Origin of the sequence: Sphingomonas citri (assembly GCF_019429485.1) — a bacterium.
GTDB classification, from domain to species: Bacteria; Pseudomonadota; Alphaproteobacteria; order Sphingomonadales; family Sphingomonadaceae; genus Sphingomonas; species Sphingomonas citri.
Genome location: NZ_JAHXZN010000014.1, coordinates 13,137 through 32,291, shown reverse-complemented (window position 1 = coordinate 32,291; position 19,155 = coordinate 13,137). Strand labels below are relative to the sequence as shown.

Annotated in this window: 15 protein-coding genes; 6 read left to right on the top strand and 9 right to left on the bottom strand. The window is 70.9% G+C overall.

Features of this window, described 5'->3' with window-relative positions; all coding sequences use genetic code 11:
* Positions 1-249: 249 nt before the first annotated feature.
* Positions 250-771: a ferritin-like domain-containing protein gene (locus KZ820_RS20420; protein ID WP_219750654.1), complete on the bottom strand. Its 522-nt coding sequence runs from the start codon at positions 769-771 to the stop codon at positions 250-252.
* Between the two features lie 228 nt (positions 772-999).
* On the opposite strand from KZ820_RS20420, the gene KZ820_RS20415 reads away from it, so the two are divergent.
* Entirely contained in the window at positions 1,000-1,644 is a 645-nt protein-coding gene (locus KZ820_RS20415) for a DUF47 domain-containing protein (RefSeq protein WP_132907847.1), read from the top strand.
* A gap of 9 nt (positions 1,645-1,653) precedes the next feature.
* Positions 1,654-2,667 (top strand): inorganic phosphate transporter, encoded by a 1,014-nt coding sequence (locus KZ820_RS20410; RefSeq protein ID WP_219750653.1) that lies wholly within the window; start codon positions 1,654-1,656, stop codon positions 2,665-2,667.
* A 146-nt stretch (positions 2,668-2,813) separates the two neighbouring features.
* On the opposite strand, the gene glpK is transcribed toward KZ820_RS20410, so the two are convergent.
* Positions 2,814-4,310, bottom strand: a complete 1,497-nt coding sequence (gene glpK / locus KZ820_RS20405; RefSeq protein WP_219750652.1) for a glycerol kinase GlpK — start codon at positions 4,308-4,310, stop codon at positions 2,814-2,816.
* Between the two features lie 11 nt (positions 4,311-4,321).
* On the bottom strand, positions 4,322-5,125 hold the full coding sequence (locus KZ820_RS20400) for an MIP/aquaporin family protein (RefSeq protein WP_219750651.1): 804 nt from the start codon (positions 5,123-5,125) through the stop codon (positions 4,322-4,324).
* 110 nt (positions 5,126-5,235) lie between these two features.
* Here KZ820_RS20400 and glpD point away from each other — a divergent pair, with 110 nt between their 5' ends.
* Complete coding sequence (gene glpD, locus KZ820_RS20395) at positions 5,236-6,762, top strand: glycerol-3-phosphate dehydrogenase (RefSeq protein ID WP_219750650.1); 1,527 nt, start codon at positions 5,236-5,238, stop codon at positions 6,760-6,762.
* A complete protein-coding gene (locus KZ820_RS20390) occupies positions 6,759-7,547 on the top strand; it encodes a DeoR/GlpR family DNA-binding transcription regulator (protein ID WP_219750649.1) in 789 nt (262 codons plus the stop codon). Before glpD ends, KZ820_RS20390 begins: the two co-directional genes overlap by 4 nt.
* 158 nt (positions 7,548-7,705) lie before the next feature.
* On the opposite strand, the gene KZ820_RS20385 is transcribed toward KZ820_RS20390, so the two are convergent.
* Positions 7,706-8,104: a hypothetical protein gene (locus tag KZ820_RS20385; protein WP_219750648.1), complete on the bottom strand. Its 399-nt coding sequence runs from the start codon at positions 8,102-8,104 to the stop codon at positions 7,706-7,708.
* Between the two features lie 91 nt (positions 8,105-8,195).
* Between KZ820_RS20385 and KZ820_RS20380 the strand changes: the two genes are divergently transcribed.
* On the top strand, positions 8,196-11,408 hold the full coding sequence (locus KZ820_RS20380; RefSeq protein ID WP_219750647.1) for a helicase-related protein: 3,213 nt from the start codon (positions 8,196-8,198) through the stop codon (positions 11,406-11,408).
* 313 nt (positions 11,409-11,721) lie between these two features.
* On the opposite strand, the gene KZ820_RS20375 is transcribed toward KZ820_RS20380, so the two are convergent.
* The 3 genes from KZ820_RS20375 to KZ820_RS20365 form a co-directional block, all read right to left on the bottom strand.
* Positions 11,722-13,023, bottom strand: coding sequence for an OmpP1/FadL family transporter (locus KZ820_RS20375; RefSeq protein WP_219750646.1), 1,302 nt, complete (start codon positions 13,021-13,023; stop codon positions 11,722-11,724).
* Positions 13,024-13,253: 230 nt separating this feature from the next.
* Positions 13,254-15,581, bottom strand: a complete 2,328-nt coding sequence (locus tag KZ820_RS20370) for a 3-hydroxyacyl-CoA dehydrogenase/enoyl-CoA hydratase family protein (RefSeq protein WP_219750645.1) — start codon at positions 15,579-15,581, stop codon at positions 13,254-13,256.
* A gap of 1 nt (position 15,582) precedes the next feature.
* Positions 15,583-16,719: a thiolase family protein gene (locus KZ820_RS20365; protein WP_219750644.1), complete on the bottom strand. Its 1,137-nt coding sequence runs from the start codon at positions 16,717-16,719 to the stop codon at positions 15,583-15,585.
* A 181-nt stretch (positions 16,720-16,900) separates the two neighbouring features.
* Here KZ820_RS20365 and KZ820_RS20360 point away from each other — a divergent pair, with 181 nt between their 5' ends.
* Positions 16,901-17,488: an alpha/beta hydrolase gene (locus KZ820_RS20360; RefSeq protein WP_219750643.1), complete on the top strand. Its 588-nt coding sequence runs from the start codon at positions 16,901-16,903 to the stop codon at positions 17,486-17,488.
* A gap of 66 nt (positions 17,489-17,554) precedes the next feature.
* Here the strand turns inward: KZ820_RS20360 and KZ820_RS20355 are convergent, their stop codons facing one another.
* Together KZ820_RS20355 and KZ820_RS20350 are read right to left on the bottom strand one after the other, a co-directional pair.
* Complete coding sequence (locus KZ820_RS20355; RefSeq protein WP_219750642.1) at positions 17,555-18,553, bottom strand: sugar kinase; 999 nt, start codon at positions 18,551-18,553, stop codon at positions 17,555-17,557.
* A 53-nt stretch (positions 18,554-18,606) separates the two neighbouring features.
* Entirely contained in the window at positions 18,607-19,020 is a 414-nt protein-coding gene (locus tag KZ820_RS20350) for an acyl-CoA thioesterase (RefSeq protein WP_219750641.1), read from the bottom strand.
* Positions 19,021-19,155: the final 135 nt, after the last annotated feature.

The following is a 19,155-nucleotide window of genomic DNA, read 5'->3' as shown; positions in this document are numbered from 1 at the left end:
GCCGCCTCAGTCTGCCACAAACGCACGGCTCTGTCTCATCGTCGCCGGCCGGGATTGCGTCGGCGATGCCCGTTAACCACGATCGCCGCGTGGCTCAGCCCGACTCAACATTCGCGCGAACCGCGCCAGCGACTCAACATTCGCAACATTCGCTCCCGGCCAGCGCACTGCCCGATACGGCGAAAGCACGAATTCGCCGCCACTTAGCCGAGCGCGCCGTCACCGCGCGAATGTTGAGTCCCGCTTGCCTCAGTGGCTCGCCGTCTCGCCCGCGGCGCGGCGCTCGACATATTTAAGCGTCAGCTCGGCATTGTGCCCGTCGACCCAGGCGGCCATCGCCAGCTCCTCGTTGAGCGACGCCGTCAGCAGCGACACCGGCTGCTGGAAGCCGCCGGCGTCCGCCAGCGTCAGCAGCGATTTGTAGCTCGCCGCCTCGAAATTCTCGAAGGCGAAGTTGGCGAAGCTGTTCTTGAGGATCTCGTCGGGCGCGAACACGTGCGCCAGCGCCGCCATGTTGCCGGTGAACGACAGCGCCGCGTCCTTGAGCACCGAGTGAGTCTCGCCGAAGCCGGCGAGGATCTCCTCCAGCCGCTGGATCTGCTCCTCGGTCTCGGCACGGTGCATGCGCAGCTGCGCGGCAACCTCCGGATAGTTGGCGAGATGGTCGAGCTGGCGGTCGATCAGCGCGAGCGCCTGATGCTCGACTCCGTGCGCGTTCTTCAACCCGGTCACGAACACCGACTGGACCACGTCGTTGGAATAGCTTGGCATGCGTCTCTCCTTGCTCCCCCGATCAAGCTGGTGCGCCGACGGTTGTTCCTTTAAAAACAATGGCTTTGATGCAGGTTATCGGTTTTCGGGACGAAACCGCCGATGGCGCTGCAACCCAAGTGTCACATGTCTCGGCCATGGCGCCGCTCGGTTTTGCTTGGCGCCGCGCGCAACTCGTGCTTCGGGCTATCGGGACGGGAAACACCTTCGGGTGGGGATGGGAGTTCGATGTTCGCTTGGTTCCAGCGTCTTCTGCCGAGGACGGGCAATTTCTTCGAGATGTTCGAGGCGCACGCCGTGACCGACCTGGCGGGCGCGCGCGCGCTCGCCAAGCTGGTCGGCGGCGAGTGCGATGCGGCGGCGATGATCGCCGAGATCATCGCCCACGAGCACCGCGCCGACGAGATCACCCGCGACGTGCTCAAGACGGTGCGTTCGACCTTCCTGACGCCGTTCGACCGCGGCGCGATCGCCACGCTGATCGGCGCGCTCGACGACACGGTCGACGAGATGCAGGCCGCCGCCGCCGCGATCGACCTCTACCAGGTGCGCGAGTTCGCCCCCGAGATGCGAGAGATGGCCGCCGCCGCGGTGGAGGCGGCCGAGCTCGCGGTCGCGGCGATGCCGCTGCTGCGCGACGTCAGCCGCAACGGGCAGAAGCTGCACGACTTCACCGAGCAGTTGATCCGCATCGAGGGTCGTGCCGACGAGATGCACGCCGCCGGGCTGAAGCGCTCGCTCGGTGAGTTCGGCCGCACCGACACGCTCCGCTTCGTGGTGGAGCGCGAGCTGTACAAGCATCTCGAGCGCGTGCTCGACGCCTTCGAGGACGTCGCCGACGAGATCGATGGCATCGTCATCGACCACGCCTGAGCCGCGGCCATGCACGAGCTCGCCTTTCCGCTGCTGGTCGGCCTCATCCTGGTCGCGCTGGCGTTCGATTATCTGAACGGGCTGCACGACGCCGCCAACTCGATCGCCACGGTGGTGGCGACCCGGCTGCTGTCGCCGGTGCAGGCGGTGGTGTTCGCCGCCTTCTTCAACTTCGCCGCCTATTTCCTGACGCTGGCGGTGCCGAGCCTCCACGCCGTCGCCGAGACGATCGGCAAGGGGCTGATCGCGCAGGAGGTGGTCACCCCGGCGGTGATCTTCGGCGCGCTCGGCGGGGCGATGACGTGGAACGTCATCACCTGGCTGAAGGGCATCCCCTCGTCGAGCAGCCACGCGCTGGTCGGCGGCCTGATCGGTGCGGGCGTGGCGCATGCCGGGCTCTCGGGCGTGAAATGGGCCGGACTCAACAAGACGCTGATCGCGATCGTGCTCTCGCCGACGATCGGGATGTTCCTGGCGATGCTGGTGATGCTGCTGTCGAGCTGGGCACTGCGGCGCCGCACCGCCAACCAGGCGGAGCGTTCGTTCCGCGTGCTGCACCTGATGTCGTCCGCCGCCTACTCGCTCAGCCACGGTCTCAACGACGCGCAGAAGACGATGGGGATCATCACCGTCCTGCTCTACTCGACCGGCTATCTGACGGGACCGTTCGAGGTGCCGCACTGGGTCGCGATCAGCTGCTACGTGGCGATCGGGCTCGGCACGATGACCGGCGGCTGGCGGATCATCGAGACGATGGGCTCGCGCATCACGCGGCTGTCGCAGCACCAGGGGTTCAGCGCCTCGCTGGCGGGCTCGATCGTACTGTTCGGCGCGTCGACCTTGGGGATCCCGGTCTCGACCACGCATACGATCACGGGCTCGATCATCGGCGCCGGCGTCGCGCGGCGCGCCTCGGCGGTGCGTTGGGGCGTGGCGAAGAACGTGGTGGTGGCATGGGTGATCACCATCCCCGCCTCGGCCGCGGTGGGCGCGCTGGTCTACTCGCTGACGCTGCTGTTCTGAACCGTTCGACAGGTCGCCACGCCATGTGCTTCGAGACGGCGCTTCGACGTGCTCAGCGCCTCCTCAGCACGAACGGTGTCTCCGTCCTCACCCGTTCGCGCTGAGGAGAGGCTGAGCCTGTCGACCCCTCGTCTCGAAGTGCCCCGTCACCCCGTCGTCAGCGTCTTCGCGACCGCCACCTGCCAGCCCGCCACGAGCCGCTCGCGGTCCGCCGCGGCCATGCGCGGCTCGAAACAGTCGCGCCGCGCCCAGGTGGCGCGCACCGCGTCGAGGTCGGCCCACACCCCCGTCGCCAGCCCGGCGAGGAAGGCGGCGCCGAGCGCGGTGGTCTCAAGATGCACCGGCCGCTCCACCGCCACTTCGAGCAGATCGGCGAGGAACTGGCACAGCCAGTCGTTCGCCGCCATGCCGCCGTCGACGCGGATCGTCGCGGGCGCGGCGCCCCCGTCCGCGATCATCGCCGCGGTGAGGTCCATCGTCTGATAGCCCACCGCCTCCAGCGCGGCGCGTGCGAGGTGCGCCTGCGTCGCGCCGAGTGTCAGCCCGAAGATCGCGCCGCGCGCGTCGGGGTCCCAGTGCGGCGCGCCGAGCCCGACGAAAGCGGGCACCATGTAGACGCCGTGGCTGTCGGGCACCTGCGTCGCCATGTCGTTGGTCTCGCGCGCGTGCGTGATCACGCCGATGCCGTCGCGCAGCCATTTCACCGCCGCGCCCGCGACGAAGATCGATCCCTCCAGCGCGTAGGTCATCGTCCCGTCGAGCCGATAGGCCGGCGTGGTGAGCAGCCGGTGCTCCGACTCGATCGCCTCGGTGCCGGTGTTGAGCAGCAGGAAGCAGCCGGTGCCATAGGTCGACTTGGCCATGCCGACATCGAAACACGCCTGGCCGATCAGCGCGGCCTGCTGGTCGCCGGCGATGCCCGCGATGGGGATCGCCTCGTCGAACAGCCCCGCGGCGGTGTGGCCGAAGATCCGGCTGTTGTCGTGCACCTCGGGCAGCAGCGCCATCGGCACGTCGAACAGGCGGCACAATTCCTCGTCCCAGCGCTGCGCACGGATGTCGTAGAGCAAGGTGCGGCCCGCGTTGGTGACGTCGGTGGCATGGACCTGCCCGCCGGTCAGCCGCCACAGCAGGAAGCTGTCGATCGTGCCGAACGCCAGCTCGCCGCGCTCCGCCCGCTCGCGCGCGCCCTCGACGTGATCGAGGATCCAGGCGAGCTTGGTGGCGGAGAAATAGGGGTCGATCAGCAGCCCCGTCTTGGCGCGCACCGCCGGCTCGTGCCCGGCCGCCTTGAGCTCGGCGCAGAGCTTGGCGGTGCGGCGGTCCTGCCAGACGATCGCGCGGTGGATCGGCTCGCCGCTGGCGCGGTCCCACACCACCACCGTCTCGCGCTGGTTGGTGATGCCGATCGCGGCGACGCCCGCCGCGCCGACGCCGCTTCGCGCGATCGCCTCGCGCGCGACCTGGAGCGTGTCGCGCCAGATGTCCTCGGGATCGTGCTCGACCCAGCCGCCCTCGGGATAATGCTGCGCGAACTCGGTCTGCGCGGTGGCGACCGGGCGCGCGTCGCGGTCGAAGACGATCGCGCGGGTGGAGGTGGTGCCCTGGTCGATCGCCAGCACGTGGTTCTTGGTATCGGCCATGATCCCTCTCCTCAGCGCCGCCGCGGCAGATACGGCTTGACCAGGAACTGATAGAGCCCCGCGCCGACGACGCCACCCACCAGCGGCCCCGCGATCGGCACCCACCAATAATGGTCCGGCCCGGGGAAGGCCGACTCGCCCCAGCCGAGCAGCCAGCAGAACAGTCGCGGCCCGAAGTCACGCGCTGGGTTGATCGGCCAGCCCTCAAGGAACCCCGCCGAGGCGCCGATGCACGCCACCAGCAGGCCGATGATCAGCGCGCTGGCATTGGCCATCGGTGCGGAGGTGTTGAACTCGTCGGTGATGGCGAAGATGCCGAGCAGCAGGATCGCGGTGAGCACCACCTCGTCCCAGAAGGCGTGGAGCGCGGTGATGTGCAGCCCCGGCGCGGTGAAGAACACGCCCGCCGCGCCGCCCTGCGCGCGGGTGAGCGCGTGGCTGGCGTTATAGGCGTCGATCACCGGGCCGAAGAGCTGATAGACCAGCGCCGCCCCGATCATCGCGCCCGCCACCTGCGCCACCACATAGGGCAGCACCTTGCGGCGCGGAAAGTCGCGGAACAATGTCAGCGCCAGCGTCACCGCCGGGTTGGCGTGCGTGCCCGAGACCGCGCCGGTGACGTAGATCGCGATCGTCACCGCGAGGCCCCAGGCGATGCAGACGCCCCAATAAGCGGTCGCGTAGGGGCTAGGGTCGTACAGCGTGATCATCGCCGCGGCCGAGTCGCCCAGCGTGATGATGATCGCCACCGCGAGCATCTCCGAGATCAGCTCGCCGCGCAGCGTGCTGACCGCCGGCGCCGCTTCCTCCGCCATGTCCCTCTCCCCGCGGCCGTCGTGACCGTCGCCGACTTTTGTCCGCCGGGTTCGAACGAACGTCAACATCTTCGTTTGAAGTCTCGGCGGGCGCGGCTCATATTCGCGCGATGGCGAGCGGGAACGAGACACGCGACGGGTTCGACACGGATCTGCTGGTGGTCGGGGGCGGGATCAACGGCGCCGGCATCGCGCGCGACGCCGCCGGGCGTGGCCTGCGCGTGACGCTGGTGGAGCAGGATGATCTCGCCGCGCACACCTCCTCGGCCTCGACCAAGCTGATCCACGGCGGGCTGCGCTACCTCGAATATGGCGAGGTGCGGCTGGTGCGCGAGGCGCTGATCGAACGCGAGCGGCTGTGGGCGATGGCGCCACATATCATCTGGCCGCTGCGCTTCGTGCTGCCGCAGACGAACTCGCCGCGTCCGGCCTGGATGGTGCGCGCCGGGCTGTTCCTCTACGACCATCTCGGCGGGCGCGAGCGCCTGCCCGCCACCGAGACGATCCGACTGGCGAACGATCCGCGCGGCGACGGGCTGCGCCAGCGCGGCCGCGCCTTTGTCTATTCCGACTGCTGGGTCCAGGACAGCCGATTGGTCGTGCTCAACGCGCGCGACGCCGCCGACCGCGGCGCCACCGTGCTCACGCGCACCCGCCTCGTCGACGCCGCGCGCGCGGGCGGCGGCTGGCGCGCGACGCTCGCCGACGACGGCGGCGAGCGCACCCTCACCGCGCGCGCGCTGGTCAACGCCGCCGGGCCGTGGGTCGCCGACATCCTGTCGCGCGTGCCGCACGCGCGCGACGACCGCGGGGTGCGGCTGGTCAAGGGCAGCCATATCGTCGTGCCGCGGCTCTACGCGGGCGACCACGCCTTCATGCTGCAGAACCCCGACCGACGCATCGTCTTCGCCATCCCCTACGAGGGCGCCTTCACCCTGGTCGGCACCACCGACGAGGCGTGGGAAGGCGCGCCCGGCCGCGCCGCGATCGCGCCGCACGAGACCGACTATCTGCTCGAGACGATCGCGCGCTACTTCGAGGCCCCGGTCACGCGCGAGCAGATCGTGTGGAGCTACGCCGGCATCCGCCCGCTGTACGACGACAAGGCCGCCAGCGCCTCGGCGGTGACGCGCGACTATGTGCTCGACCTCGACCGCGGCCCCGCCGGCGCCAACGAGAACGCGCCGATGCTGAGCATCTTCGGCGGCAAGATCACCACCTATCGCAAGCTCGCAGAGCACGCGATGGCGGAGCTGGCGGACACCTTCCCCGACGCCGGGGGCGCCTGGACCGCGGGTGCGACGCTGCCGGGGGGCGACTTCCCGGCGGAAGGGTTCGAGCCGCTCGTCGACTCACTGGCGCGCGACTATCCCGCGATCGACCGCGCGCTGCTGCGCCGGCTGGCGCGCGCCTATGGCACGAAGGCGCGCGTGCTGCTCGGGGAGGCGCACACCGCCGCCGACCTCGGCGAGGAGTTCGGCGCCGGGCTCACCGCGCGCGAGCTCGACTATCTCGCCGCGACCGAGTGGGCGCGCACCGCGGAGGACGTGCTCTATCGTCGCAGCAAGCTCGGGCTCCACGTCCCCCCGGGCACCGCCGAGCGGGTCGACGCCTATCTCGCGCGCGCGCCGGCGTGAGCGCGGCCGCGCCCGACGGCGGCGACCCCGCCGCCGAGCGCCATCGCCGCATCCTCGCGCTGGCGCGGGGCGCCGGGCGCGTCACGGTCGACGACCTCGCCGCGCGCTTCGAGGTCACCCCGCAGACGATCCGGCGCGACCTCAACGTGCTGGCACGGCGCGCGCTGCTGTCGCGGGTGCATGGCGGGGCGATCGTGACCTCCGGCGTCGACAATCTCGCTTATGCCAAGCGCCGCGGCGTCGCGACCGGTGCCAAGGCGGCGATCGGCGCCGCCGCGGCCGCGCTGATCCCGAACGGCGCCTCGCTGTTCATCAACATCGGCACCACCACCGAGGCGGTCGCCGGGCAGCTGGTGGCGCACCGCGACCTGCTGGTGATCTCGAACAACCTCAACGTCATCGATCTGCTGGACGGGCATGACGGGATCGAGCTGGTGGTGGTCGGCGGTCAGGTGCGGCGCGGCGACCGCGCGGTGGTGGGGGCGCTGGCGATGCGCTTCATCGAGAGCTTCAAGGTCGACGTCGCGCTGATCGGCGCCTCCGCGATCGACCCCGATGGCAGCCTGCTCGACTTCGCCGCCGACGAAGTGCAGGTCACCCAGACGATCGCGCGCAACGCGCGCCAGGTGATCCTGGTGGTCGATGCCTCCAAGGTGGGGCGCGCGGCGCCGGTGCGGGTCGGGCGGCTCGACATGGTGGACTATCTGGTCACCGACCAGCCGCTCCCGGAAGAGCTGCTGCGCGCCTGCCACGAGCATCGCGTGCAGGTGATCGAGGCGGGGTGAGCGGTTGGCACGTTGCGCCGTCGAGACGTTTGAACTCGTTGGCGTCATCCTGAGCTCGTCTCAGGATCCACGGCGCCGCGAACATCTCGGCCGCTGGACACGCGGCACGGTAGATCCTGAGACGAGTTCAGGATGACGCTGATCGGCAGATTAGCCCCTCACCGCCGCGCCGATCCCTTCACATAGGGCACGAACTCGCCCAGCCGCAGGATCGGCCGCGGCACGCGCGAGAAGCGGTCGACCACGCGGATCTGGTCGTTGCGGCACAACTGCCCGCCGAAGCGCTCGGTCACCAGCACGTCGTCCCAGCGCATGGTGTCGAGCCGACCGATCGGCACGTTGACCCAGATCCGGCGGCCATTGCCGTACACGATCCCCTTGCCCGAGATGATCCGCTGCGAGTCGTTGGTGGTCGGGGTGATGCAGCGTACCGCCGGCTCGGCGGTGCGGCCCTTGAGCAGCTCGGCCAGTTCCGCATCGGGCGACTTGCGCTTCGCCGCCGCGGGTGCGGCCGCGAGCAGCGCCACCATCGCCATCGCCACGCTCGCCCTCAGCATCGTACCACCTCGCGCCGCCTATCGCTGCTAGAGCAAGGGAACGCCGCCCCCTCCGGCTCGTTCCGCCCCCTAACTTCAGGGGTTTAGCCGAATGACCGAGACAGAGGCGGCAGCGCTCCCCGCGCTGACCGACCCGTTGCCGACGCCGCAGCTAGGCGTCGCCGAGAGCGCCGCCGCGCTGGCCGAGCTGCTCGGCGAACGCGATTTGTTCGTCGCCACCATAGACGAGGCGCGCGGTCTCTCCCTGGCGCACGCGCTCGCCGCGGCGATGCCAGCGGCCTGTGTGATCTTCTGTCCCGGCAGCGACGCGCTGCCCGGTGAGAAGGCCGCCGCCTCCCCCGCCAACGTCGGCCAGCGGGTCTCGGCGTTGCGCCGGCTGCGGCTGCTGACCAAGAAGAAGGGCAAGCGACCGCGCCTCGCCTGCGTCACCACCGGTGAGGCGCTGGCGCGCGCTTATCCGCCACCCGCCGCGTTCGAGGCCGAGCCACCGACGATCCGTCTCGGCGAGGCGCTCGATCTCGCCCAGCTCTACGACGAACTGATCGCGATCGGCTATATCGCCGACGAGCGCGTCGACGAGCCCGGCGAGGTGGCGCTGCGCGGCCAGGTGCTCGACGTCTTCCCCGCCGACGCACCGCAGCCGCTACGGATCGAGGTGGCCGAGGGCAGGGTCGTCGGCCTGCGCAGCTACGACCCGGCGGACCAGCGCACGACCGAGGAGCTGGACGAGCGCGAGCTGGGGCGCGTGTCGGAGCCGGAGGTGACCGCGTCTTCCGCACAGAAGTCCGGTACAACCACCACGCTGCTCGATCATCTACCCGGCGCGCTGGTCGTCATCGGCCCTGCGGCCGAGGAGCGGCGGCGCCGGTTCCTCGCGCTCGCCGCCGACACCGCCAAGAGATCGCCGCATCGTACGCTCGCCGACGTGGTCGACGAGGCGGGCTGGGCGAAGGCGCTCGCCGGGCGCGACCAAGCCAGCGTCGATCGCGCCGGTGACCCGCCGCCGCGCTTCGTCGAGCACAAGGCGCCGCTGCGCGCCTTCGCCAAGCTCGCCCGCGCCGCGCGTGACGGGGGCGACCGCGTGGCGCTGCTCGGCAGCGAGCGCGATCTACGCTTCCTACGCCGCCGCGTCGCCAAGGCGCTCAAGGACGAGATCGCAGCGGTTGGCTCCTGGACCGACGTCACGAAAGCGAAGAAGGGCGCGCTCGTCGCGCTCGCGCTGCCCGCCGACCGAGGTTTCCGACGCGACGGCGTGGTCGCGGTCGCCGCCGCTGACCTGCTCGGCAGCCGCGCCGAGCGCGAGAGCCTCGCCACCGCCCCCGCCGACCTCGCGTTGTTCGAGACCGGTGAGATCCGCGTCGGCGACGTCGTCGTCCACGAGGAACATGGCATCGGCGTGGTTTTCGGGCTCGAGCGCCTACCCGGTGAGGACGACGGCGACGCGATCAAGCTGGGCTATGCCGACGACGGCGTGCGGCTGGTGCCCGTAGCCGAGGCCGATCGCATCTGGCGCTACGGTGCCGACGCCGACGCGGTGACACTCGACCGGCTCGACGGGTCGAGCTGGCAGAAGCGCCGCGGAGAGATCGACGCGACCATCGCCGAGAGCGCGCGCCAGCTCACCGAGGTCGCGCGCGAGCGCGAGGCGCGCGAGGCACCGGTGCTCGAGCCAGACGCCGCCGCCTATGAGCGGTTCGCCGCCGGCTTCGCCTTCACCGAGACCGCCGACCAGGCGCGCGCGATCGAGGCGGTGCGTCACGATCTCGCCTCGGGCCGGCCGATGGACCGGCTGATCGTCGGGGACGTCGGCTATGGCAAGACCGAGGTCGCGCTGCGCGCCGCCGCGATCGTCGCGCTGGCGGGCCGGCAGGTCGCGGTCGCCGCGCCCACCACGGTGCTCGCGCGCCAGCACCTGGAGAGCTTCGCGCGCCGCTTCGAGCCGCTCGGGATCGAGGTGGCGGGCCTGTCGCGGCTGAGCAGCGCGGCGGAGAAGAAGCGCGTCAAGGCCGGGCTCGCCGACGGCTCGATCCGCGTCGTGATCGGCACCGGCGCGGTCGCTGGCAAGGGCGTCGACTATCACGACCTCGCCCTCGTGGTGATCGACGAGGAGCAGCGCTTCGGCGCTGCGGACAAGGAGAAGCTGCGCGCGCTCTCCGCGGGCCACGTGCTGACGCTGAGCGCCACGCCGATCCCGCGCACGCTGCAGAGCGCGCTGGTCGGGCTGCAGCAGCTCTCGATCATCGCCACCCCGCCCGCACGGCGCCAGCCGATCCGGACCGCCGTGGGCGTGTTCGATCCCGAGACGCTCCGCGCGGCGCTGCTGCGCGAGCGCACGCGCGGCGGACAGAGTTTCGTGGTGGTGCCCCGGATCGAGGACATGGCGGGGATCGCCGACAAGCTCGCGCGGCTCGTCCCCGAGCTGTCGCTGGTGCAGGCGCACGGCAAGATGCCCGCGGCCGAGATCGACGAGGCGATGGTGCGCTTCGCCGGCGGCGACGGCGAGGTGCTGCTCGCCACCAACATCATCGAGGCGGGATTGGATGTGCCGCGCGCCAACACGATGGTGATCTGGCGCGCCGACCGCTTCGGCCTGTCGCAGCTCCACCAGCTGCGCGGGCGCGTCGGGCGGGGGACGCGGCGCGGACACGTGCTGCTCGTCACCGATCCCGAGCACGAGATCGCGCCGCGCACCCTGAAGCGGCTGCGCACGCTGGAGGCGTTCGACCGGCTCGGCGCCGGCTTCGCGATCAGCGCGCGCGACCTCGACATGCGCGGCGCGGGCGACCTGCTCGGCGACACCCAGGCGGGGCATATGAAGCTGATCGGGATCGATCTCTACCAGCAGCTGCTCGAGGGCGCGCTGCGCCGCGCGCGCGGCGAGGAGGTGGAGCGCTGGACACCGGAGCTGCAGCTGGAGGTGGGTGGCCGGTTGCCCGAGAGCTGGATCCGCGACGAGGAGATCCGCGTCACGATCTACGCGCGGCTGGCTCGGATCGACGAGGGCGAGGCGCTCGACGCGCTGGAGGAGGAGTTGGAGGATCGCTTCGGCGCGCTGCCCGAGGAAGCGCGGACCTTGCTGGCGGTGGCACGGTTGCGGGTCGACGCGCGCGCGGCGGGGATCGCGGCGGTAGCGGCGGGTCCGGCGGCGATCGCGCTGACGCCGCGACCGGGCGTGGAGATCGACGCCGCCGCGCACGGGCTAGAGGGGAAGGAGCGCCGGCTGCTGCTGCGCGAACGGATCGACTCGCCGCACGACCAGTTGGATCGTGCGGGCGCGCTGCTGCGCGAGCTGGCGGGGGAGTGAGGGGGCGCTTTACGCCCGACCCCGCTTCGCGCGTGAGATCCACCGCGACCGGATCGTACTCCGGCGAACGCCGGACCCGAGGATCGCAGCGGGGAACACTCGCGGCTCTGGGCTCCTGCGTCCGCAGGAGCACCACACTCGTTCACACGAGATGAATCAGGCTACAGGGAGCCCCCGTTCGCGCTGAGGAGAGGCTGAGCCTGTCGAAGCCTCGTCTCGAAGCGCCGTCACCCAGAGCAGAACGGTGCTTCGAGACGGCACTTCGGCGAGCTCAGTGCCTCCTCAGCAGGAACGGTGAGGCAGCTCACCTATCTCAGAACCGCACACGCCCGCCCGCCGAGAACACCAAAGCGCGCGCGTCGGTTAGTGTGCCGTTGACCAGCACCGGAGTCTGCGCCGCGGTCCCGGCGTAGGCCGCGGTGGTGCGGTCGATCGTGGTGTCGGCGAAGTCGACGTAATTGCCCGCGAGGTCGAGCGAGAAGCTCGGCGTCACGTCGAAGGAGGCACCCAGCGCGTAGTTCCAGCGGTTGGCGTCGGGTACGCGCGCGTCGCGCTCGCCGTCGCGCGTCGGCGTCAGCGCGCGCTGCACGCCACCGCGCAGCGTCAGCCGCGGCGACACGGCATAGTCGAGGCCGCCGGCGTAGCTCCACGTGCTGCGATAATTCTCGGGCAGCGCGGCGTTGACCGGCGCGCCGAGCCGGATCGCGTCGAACTTCTCCCAGGTGTAGCGGATCGTCTGCGCGTTGAGCGTCAGCGCTGGCGTCACGCGGAAGCGGCCCCCGACGATCACCTGCGCGGGCGTGTAGAAGCTCGCGTCGACGCCGTTGATCTCGCGGTTATTCGCCGCGAGTGGGCCGAGCAGGCCGCTGACGGTCAGGTCACCCTTCAGGTTGTGCTTGATCGCCGACTTGTAGCTGACGCCGACCGTCGCCCAGTCGTTGTGCATCTGGAAACCGGCGCTCCAGCCCACGTCCCAGCCGCCGCCGGCGAGCTTCTGGCTGCCGTCGGGCAGCGCCGCGGACAGGTTGGGCAACGCGTTGGTGAGGCTCGCCTCGGCATGCTCGATGTTGGCGGCACCGCCGACGCGCAGCCAGTCGGTCACCGCGACGCCGACCGAGGGCTGGATGTCGAAGGTGCGCAGATAGGTGCGGTCGGCGCTGTAGCGCGCCCAGCTGTCGCCGTTATAGTCGGTGGTGAAGCTGTACGGCGAGGTCACCGCGAGGCCGACCGCGATCCGGTCGGTCAGCGGCACCGCGACGGCGCCCGAGGGCAGCACGCCGTTGTTGATCGGGTCCTCGGAGGTGGCGTCCCCACCGACGGGGGCGAAGGTGCCGCCGGGGCGGCGGATCAGCGAGTTGCGATCGTTCACCTTCCCCTTGGGCAGGATCACCGAGGCGCTAACGGTGGCCTCGGCGCGCTCCTGCCCGCCGATCGCCGCCGGGTTCCACCACAGCGAGGCCGCGCCGGTATCCGCCGCCTCCCCCGAGAAAGCGCGACCCGCGGCGCGCGCGGCCTGCTCCTGCAGGTAGAAGGCCTGGGCGTGCGCGGCCCCGGCGCTCGCCAGCGCGCCGGCGGCGGCGGTGAGCGACAGCGCGAGCTTCTTCGACGGGGACATGTGCGAACCTCTCTTTTGAACGTTTCTGTGATCTGCCTGCGGCCAGCGTGGCTGAACGCGCGGTGAAGGAAAGTGCGAGATGGCGGCGACCAACAATTGTTTTCAGTAACTTACATCGACTTTCCCCGTCATCCCGGGCGTGACCCGGGATCCATGGTGCCGCGCACACCACGCTTGTTGCATGCGCGGCACCATGGCCGGCCCGAGGCCGGGATGGCGAACGGAGCGTCCTAGTTCCGCAGCGGCTTGCCGGTCATCAGCATCGACTCCACCCGCGCGTGGGTGCGCTCGTCGCGCGCGCTCTCCAGAAAGGCCGCGCGTTCCAGCGCCAGAAGCTGCTCCTCGCTCACCACGTCGACGAGGTCGGCCTCGCCCCCGGTCAGCACCTCTGCGAGCCGGCCCGCGACCACCACGTCATAGTCCGTGGCGACGCGCTTGCGGTGGAAGTCGGCGACCGCGCCGGCGATGCCGACTCGCCCGCTCTCCCCGGGAAGTCGGTAGACCGGCGGCTCGGGCGGCTGGTAGCCGTCGACCAGCGCCAGCGCGCGCGCCTTGGCGTCGGCGAGCAGCCGGTCGCGGTTCATCGTCACGCCGTCGCTCGCGCGCAGGAAGCCCATCTCCTTGGCCTGTGCCGCGGACTTGGAGACCTGCGCGGTCGAGATCAGCTCGAACGCCTTCATCACCGCGGGCATCGGCCCCTTGGGCATCGTCGGCAGCTTGGCGAGCCGGTCGAGCAGCTCGCCGTGCCCGCCCCAGCCCGGCACCAGCCCGACGCCGCACTCGACCAGCCCGACATAGCTCTCGGCATGCGCCTGCACTGCGTCCGAGTGGAGCAGCACCTCGCAGCCGCCGCCCAGCGCCAGGCCGGAGGGCGCGCTCACCACCGGGAAGGGGGCGTATTTCAGCGCCTTGAACGCGCGTTGCCCGGCCGCGACCAGCTTCTCCACCTCGCCCCAGGCGCCCGCCTTCACCGCGAACAGCGCCAGCCCGAGATTGGCCCCGGCGGAGAAGTTGCTGCCCTCGTTGTAGATCACCAGCGCCTTGAAGCGGCCCGGCACCAGCGCCACCGCCTGCTCGATCAGCGCGGCGACCTCGCCGTCGAGCGCGTTCATCTTGGCGGTGAACTCGAGGCAGAGCACGCCGTCGCCGACGTCCCACAGCGCCGCCGAGGCGCTGGTCGCGACCGGCGCCGAGCGACGCTTGACGTCTTCGAGCAGCAGCACGCCCTCGGCGCGCGGCACGTTGTGGTACGCGCCGTCACGCCCGAGAAATTGCCGCACCCCGCCCTCGACGCGGTAGAACGACCGCTCGCCCGCGGTCTCGAGGATCGCGGGAACGGCGCGGCCCTCGGCGCGCAGCCGCTCGGCCAGCTTGCCCGGGCCGAGCCGGTCGATCAGCTCGAACGGGCCGAACTTCCAATTGTAGCCGAGCTTCATCGCGTCATCGATCGCGACCACGTCGTCGGCCGCCTCCCCGACCAGCATCGCGGCGTAGCTCAGCACCTGGCCGAGGATCGTCCAGGCATAGTCGCCGACCTTGCCCGGCACCGTCACCAGCGCGGCGAGGTCCTTCTCCGCCGCGGGCGGCAGCGCGGCGGGCTTCTGCTCGGGGCGATAGTCGCCGCTGGCGAGATCGATCGCCAGCTTGGCGCGGCTGCCGTCGGGGCGCTTGTCGAGCCGGTAGAAGCCGCCCTTGCCCTTGCGGCCGGTATAGCCTTCCGCGATCATGCGATCGACCAGCGGGAGGTCGCGCACCGTCGCGAAATAGGGATCGCCGGCGGGGAGCGTCGCGGAGAGGCTCTTGGACAGCAGCGGCATCAGGTCGATCCCGACGAGATCGATCAGCCCGAAGATGCCGGTCTTGGGCACGCCCATCGGCCGCCCGCCGATCTGATCCGCTTCCTCGACCGTCAGTCCCTGGTCGAGCGCGGCGTTGACCGCGACCGCGAGCCAATAGGTGCCGATGCGGTTGGCGATGAAGCCCGGCGTGTCCTTGGCGCGGACGATGCGCTTGCCCGTGAAGCGGTCGACGAAGGCCTCGACCTTCTCCGCCACGGCGACGTCGGTGTGCTCGCCGCGGACGATCTCGACCAGCCGCATGTAGCGCGGCGGGTTGAAGAAGTGCGTGATCAGGAAGTCGCGCCGGAACTGTTCCGAGCGACCCTCCACCAGATGGCCGAGCGGGATCGTCGAGGTGTTCGACGACACCGCGGTGCCGGGGCGCTTGAGCTGCTCAAGCCGTGCGTAGAGCGCCTGCTTGATGTCGAGCCGCTCGACGATCGCCTCGACGATCCAGTCGCACTCCGCGACGCGGTCGAGATGGTCGTCGATGTTGCCGGTCTCGACCAGCCGCGCCGCGGCGGCCGACATGAACGGTGCGGGCTCGGTCTTGAGCATCTTCGCCACAGCGCCCTTGGCGACCGCGTCGCGGTCGGTCGCGTCCTTGGGGACGATGTCGAGCAGCAGTACCGGCACGCCCGCGTTGGCGACCTGCGCGGCGATCCCAGCGCCCATCACGCCCGCGCCGATGACGCAGACCTTCTTCACAGCCTCGCTCATGTCACGCGCGCTCCAGCACCGTGGCGATGCCCTGCCCGCCGCCGATACATTGCGTCGCCAGTGCGTAGCGGCCGCCCTCGCGCTCCAGCAGCGCCGCCGCCTTGCCGACGATGCGTGCGCCGGTGGCGCCGAGCGGGTGGCCGATCGCGATCGCGCCGCCGTCCAGATTGATCGTCTCCTCCTTGAGCCCGAGATCGCGGATGCAGGCGATCGCCTGGCTGGCGAAGGCCTCGTTGATCTCGACCACGTCGAGGTCTCCCGCCGCGATACCGGCGCGCTCCAGCGCCTTCTTCGAGGCGCCGATCGGCCCCAGCCCCATCGTCTCGGGCGCGCAGCCGGCGACGCCGACCGACACGATCCTCGCCAGCACCTTGAGCCCGTGCTTGGCCGCGAATTCCTCCGAGGTGACCAGCACCGCGCTGGCGCCGTCGGTGAGCGGCGAGGAGGTGCCCGCGGTCACCGAGCCGTCCGCGCTGAACGCGGGCTTGAGCCCGGCGAGCACCTCGGCGGTGGTCTCGGGGCGGATGATGCCGTCCTGCGTCACCTCGCCCTTCTTGGTGCGGATCGGCACGATCTCCTCGGCGAGGCGGCCCTCGCCGCGCGCCGCGGCGGCCTTCTGCTGGCTCCTGATCGCGAACGCCTCCTGCTCGGCACGCGTGATCTGATATTGCTGCGCGACATTCTCGGCGGTCTGGCCCATCCCCATGTACGCGCCCGGGCTCTTGGCGGCGAGCTCGGGGCTGGGCAGCGGGTTGTAGCCGCCCATCGGGATGCGGCTCATCGACTCGAGCCCGGCGCAGATGAACGCCTCGCCCGCGCCGATCTGGATCTGCCCCACGGCGATATGGATCGCGCTCATCGACGAGCCGCAGAAGCGGTTCACCGTCATGCCGCCGACCGACAGCGGCAAATCGGCGAGCAGCCCGACGAGCCGCGCGACGTTGAGCCCCTGCTCGCCCTCGGGGAAGGCGCAGCCCAGGATGATGTCCTCGACCGCGGCAGGGTCGACCTTCGTCTTCTCCAGCAGCCCGCGGATCACCTGCGCGGCGAGGTCGTCGGGGCGCACGCGCGCCAGCTCGCCCTTGCCCGCGAGCTGGAAGGGCGACCGGGCATAGCCGGCGATCACGACGTTGCTCATCTCATTCCTCTCGAGTCCGAGTTCATTGGATGCCGCTTACGTCAACGTCAATGCGCGCTCAAGCTGCGATCGGCTCGCTTCACCGCGATGATAGAAGAACTGCTGCGATGCCAAGCGCATCTGGACTCGTCTCCGCGATCGGATAGCCTAGCCTGCCGACGCCGATCCTTGGGAGACGATCATGTTCGCCATCGCCGACTCGGGGCCGTTCGCCGTGCTCGCGATCAACGACTCGGCGCGACCGGTGCCGACCTGGAAGACGATGTTCGGCTGGCCCGCCGACGACCCGCGCGCGCTGCCGCTGTCGGTGCGATCGCGCGCCGACCGCAAGATCTGGGCGGCGAAGGTCGACCAGGCGGTATGCGCGACGCAGCGGCCGGTGCTGCTGATCGCCGACGGGCTGGGCTGCGCCGCGAGCGCCTGGTGGGGGCGGCTCTCGCCGGCCGATTATGTGTCGCGGATCGCGGGCGCGCTGCTCTTCGCCCCGCGCGGCGAGGAAACTGGCGTCGACGGCGACCCCGGCCTGTTCGCCTCGCCGGGCACGCCGCTGCCTTTCCCCTCCGTGGTGATCCAGCCGCAGCACGACGCGGCAGCGATCCGCTCGACGCTCGACGCCTGGGGCAGCCAGCTCATCGCCGGGCGGCGGGTGCGCAGCGTCGCGGACGAGCGCGGCGCGTGGCACCAGGCGCAGCGCTTATTCCTGCGCGTGACGAGCCAGGTCGCGGCGCATGAGGTCGCACGCGCCGAGGCGCTGATCGGGCGACGGTGACTCGCGTTCACGCTAGCCGCTCTGGCCTCCTGCAGGCGCAGGATCACGGTTAAGCCCTCAGGCTGCCTACCGCCGCACGTCCAACTCACCGCTGAGGAACGCGTCGAGGTCGCTCTCGCGGAACAGCCCCGCGTCGCCCGGGAGCGAGTGCTTGAGCGCCGCGAGCGCCAGCCCGCTTCGCGCCGCCGCCTCGGCGCCCTGGCCCCGCCGCAGCGCGTGGAGTACGCCGGCGGCGAAGGCGTCGCCGCCACCGATCCGGTCGACGATGCCGGCGAGCACCACTTCCTCGCTCTCGACCGCTCGCTCGCGTGTGTCGATGCGCGCCGAGAGACGGTTGAGATCGACATGCTCGACGTGCCGCGCGGTCGAGGCGATCGTCCGCAGCGTCGGGAAGGCGTCGAAGGCCGCCTCGGCCGCGCGGCGGGGGTCGCCGGCGAGATCGTCGCGGCCCAGCAGCAGCGCGACGTCGCGATGGTTGCCGAATATCAGGTCGGCGTGGCGGACGATCTCGCCGAGGATCGCGCGCGGGTCACCGTCCCAGCGCGCCCACAGCTTGCCGCGCCAATTGCCATCGAAGGAGACCGCCACGCCACGAGACGCCGCCGCTTGCGCCGCCGCGACCGCGCTGCGGGCCGGCACCGGACCGAGCGCGGGGGTGATGCCCGAGAGGTGGAGCCGGTCGACGCCGTCGAGCAACCGGTCCCAGTCCCACGACTCGGCCGGCGCCTCGGCGAAGGCGGAGTGAGCGCGGTCGTACACCACCTCGGTCGCGCGCAATCCCGCGCCGGTGGTGGCGAAATAGAGCCCGATCCGCTCGCCGCCGAGCGCGACATGGGAAACGTCGACACCGTGCGCGCGCAAGGTGCGCAGCGCGGCGCGGCCGAGATCATTGTCCGGCACGCGGCTGGCGAAAGCGACGTCATGGCCGAGGCAGGCGAGCTGGGTAACGACATTTGCCTCGGCGCCCGCGACCCACACATCGAGCCGCGGCGACTGGAGCAGCAGCTCGCGCCCCGGCGGCGACAATCGCAGCATCACCTCGCCGAACGCCAGCAGCCTGCCCATCGCTCTCCCCTACCCCGTTGCGCCGCCGTGTGTCGGGGCTGGGGACGGCGGCGTCAACCGCGCGCGGTACTGGGCTCGGCGACGAAGCGCGCGATCACGTCCTTGGCGAGCCGCGCCGGGCGCTGGGTCGCGGCGTCGAGACAGCACCACACGCTGCTCACCTCGGCGACGATCTCCTCGCCACGCTTGAACAAGGTGCTGAAGAAGGTACGCGCGCCCTGCGCCTTCTCCGCGATGACCTCGGCGACGATGCCGTCCTCCAGGAAGGTCGGTCGGCGATAGGTGATCTCGTGCTTGAGCGCGACCCAGAGATGCTGCGCCACCGCCTCGGGCGGCGCGACGCGCTCCCAATAGTCCATCACCGCGGCCTGGACCCACTTGAGATAGACCGCGTTGTTGACGTGGCCCATGAAGTCGATGTCCTCGTCCGCGACATGGACGGAATATTCGTGCGCGTGCGCGGTCATGAGTCGGTCTTCCGGTGGCGAGCGCCGAGCGTACGGGATCGCGCCGCGCCGCACAATGCGCGCACCGACCCGCGCTGCGCTGTTATGATGCGTCGGCCCGGGCGCTTCCGTGCTCCCGCGAGCGCGGGGGTCGGC

What these genes read in the sequence shown, in the direction of transcription:
- KZ820_RS20370 (WP_219750645.1), bottom strand. Translation starts at nt 15,581, where the DNA reads ATGAGCGAGGCTGTGAAGAAGGTCTGCGTCATCGGCGCGGGCGTGATG.
- KZ820_RS20420 (WP_219750654.1), bottom strand. Translation starts at nt 771, where the DNA reads ATGCCAAGCTATTCCAACGACGTGGTCCAGTCGGTGTTCGTGACCGGG.
- KZ820_RS20350 (WP_219750641.1), bottom strand. Translation starts at nt 19,020, where the DNA reads ATGACCGCGCACGCGCACGAATATTCCGTCCATGTCGCGGACGAGGAC.
- KZ820_RS20365 (WP_219750644.1), bottom strand. Translation starts at nt 16,719, where the DNA reads ATGAGCAACGTCGTGATCGCCGGCTATGCCCGGTCGCCCTTCCAGCTC.
- glpD (WP_219750650.1), top strand. Translation starts at nt 5,236, where the DNA reads ATGGCGAGCGGGAACGAGACACGCGACGGGTTCGACACGGATCTGCTG.
- KZ820_RS20355 (WP_219750642.1), bottom strand. Translation starts at nt 18,553, where the DNA reads ATGGGCAGGCTGCTGGCGTTCGGCGAGGTGATGCTGCGATTGTCGCCG.
- KZ820_RS20385 (WP_219750648.1), bottom strand. Translation starts at nt 8,104, where the DNA reads ATGCTGAGGGCGAGCGTGGCGATGGCGATGGTGGCGCTGCTCGCGGCC.
- KZ820_RS20400 (WP_219750651.1), bottom strand. Translation starts at nt 5,125, where the DNA reads ATGGCGGAGGAAGCGGCGCCGGCGGTCAGCACGCTGCGCGGCGAGCTG.
- KZ820_RS20415 (WP_132907847.1), top strand. Translation starts at nt 1,000, where the DNA reads ATGTTCGCTTGGTTCCAGCGTCTTCTGCCGAGGACGGGCAATTTCTTC.
- KZ820_RS20375 (WP_219750646.1), bottom strand. Translation starts at nt 13,023, where the DNA reads ATGTCCCCGTCGAAGAAGCTCGCGCTGTCGCTCACCGCCGCCGCCGGC.
- KZ820_RS20410 (WP_219750653.1), top strand. Translation starts at nt 1,654, where the DNA reads ATGCACGAGCTCGCCTTTCCGCTGCTGGTCGGCCTCATCCTGGTCGCG.
- KZ820_RS20380 (WP_219750647.1), top strand. Translation starts at nt 8,196, where the DNA reads ATGACCGAGACAGAGGCGGCAGCGCTCCCCGCGCTGACCGACCCGTTG.
- KZ820_RS20360 (WP_219750643.1), top strand. Translation starts at nt 16,901, where the DNA reads ATGTTCGCCATCGCCGACTCGGGGCCGTTCGCCGTGCTCGCGATCAAC.
- glpK (WP_219750652.1), bottom strand. Translation starts at nt 4,310, where the DNA reads ATGGCCGATACCAAGAACCACGTGCTGGCGATCGACCAGGGCACCACC.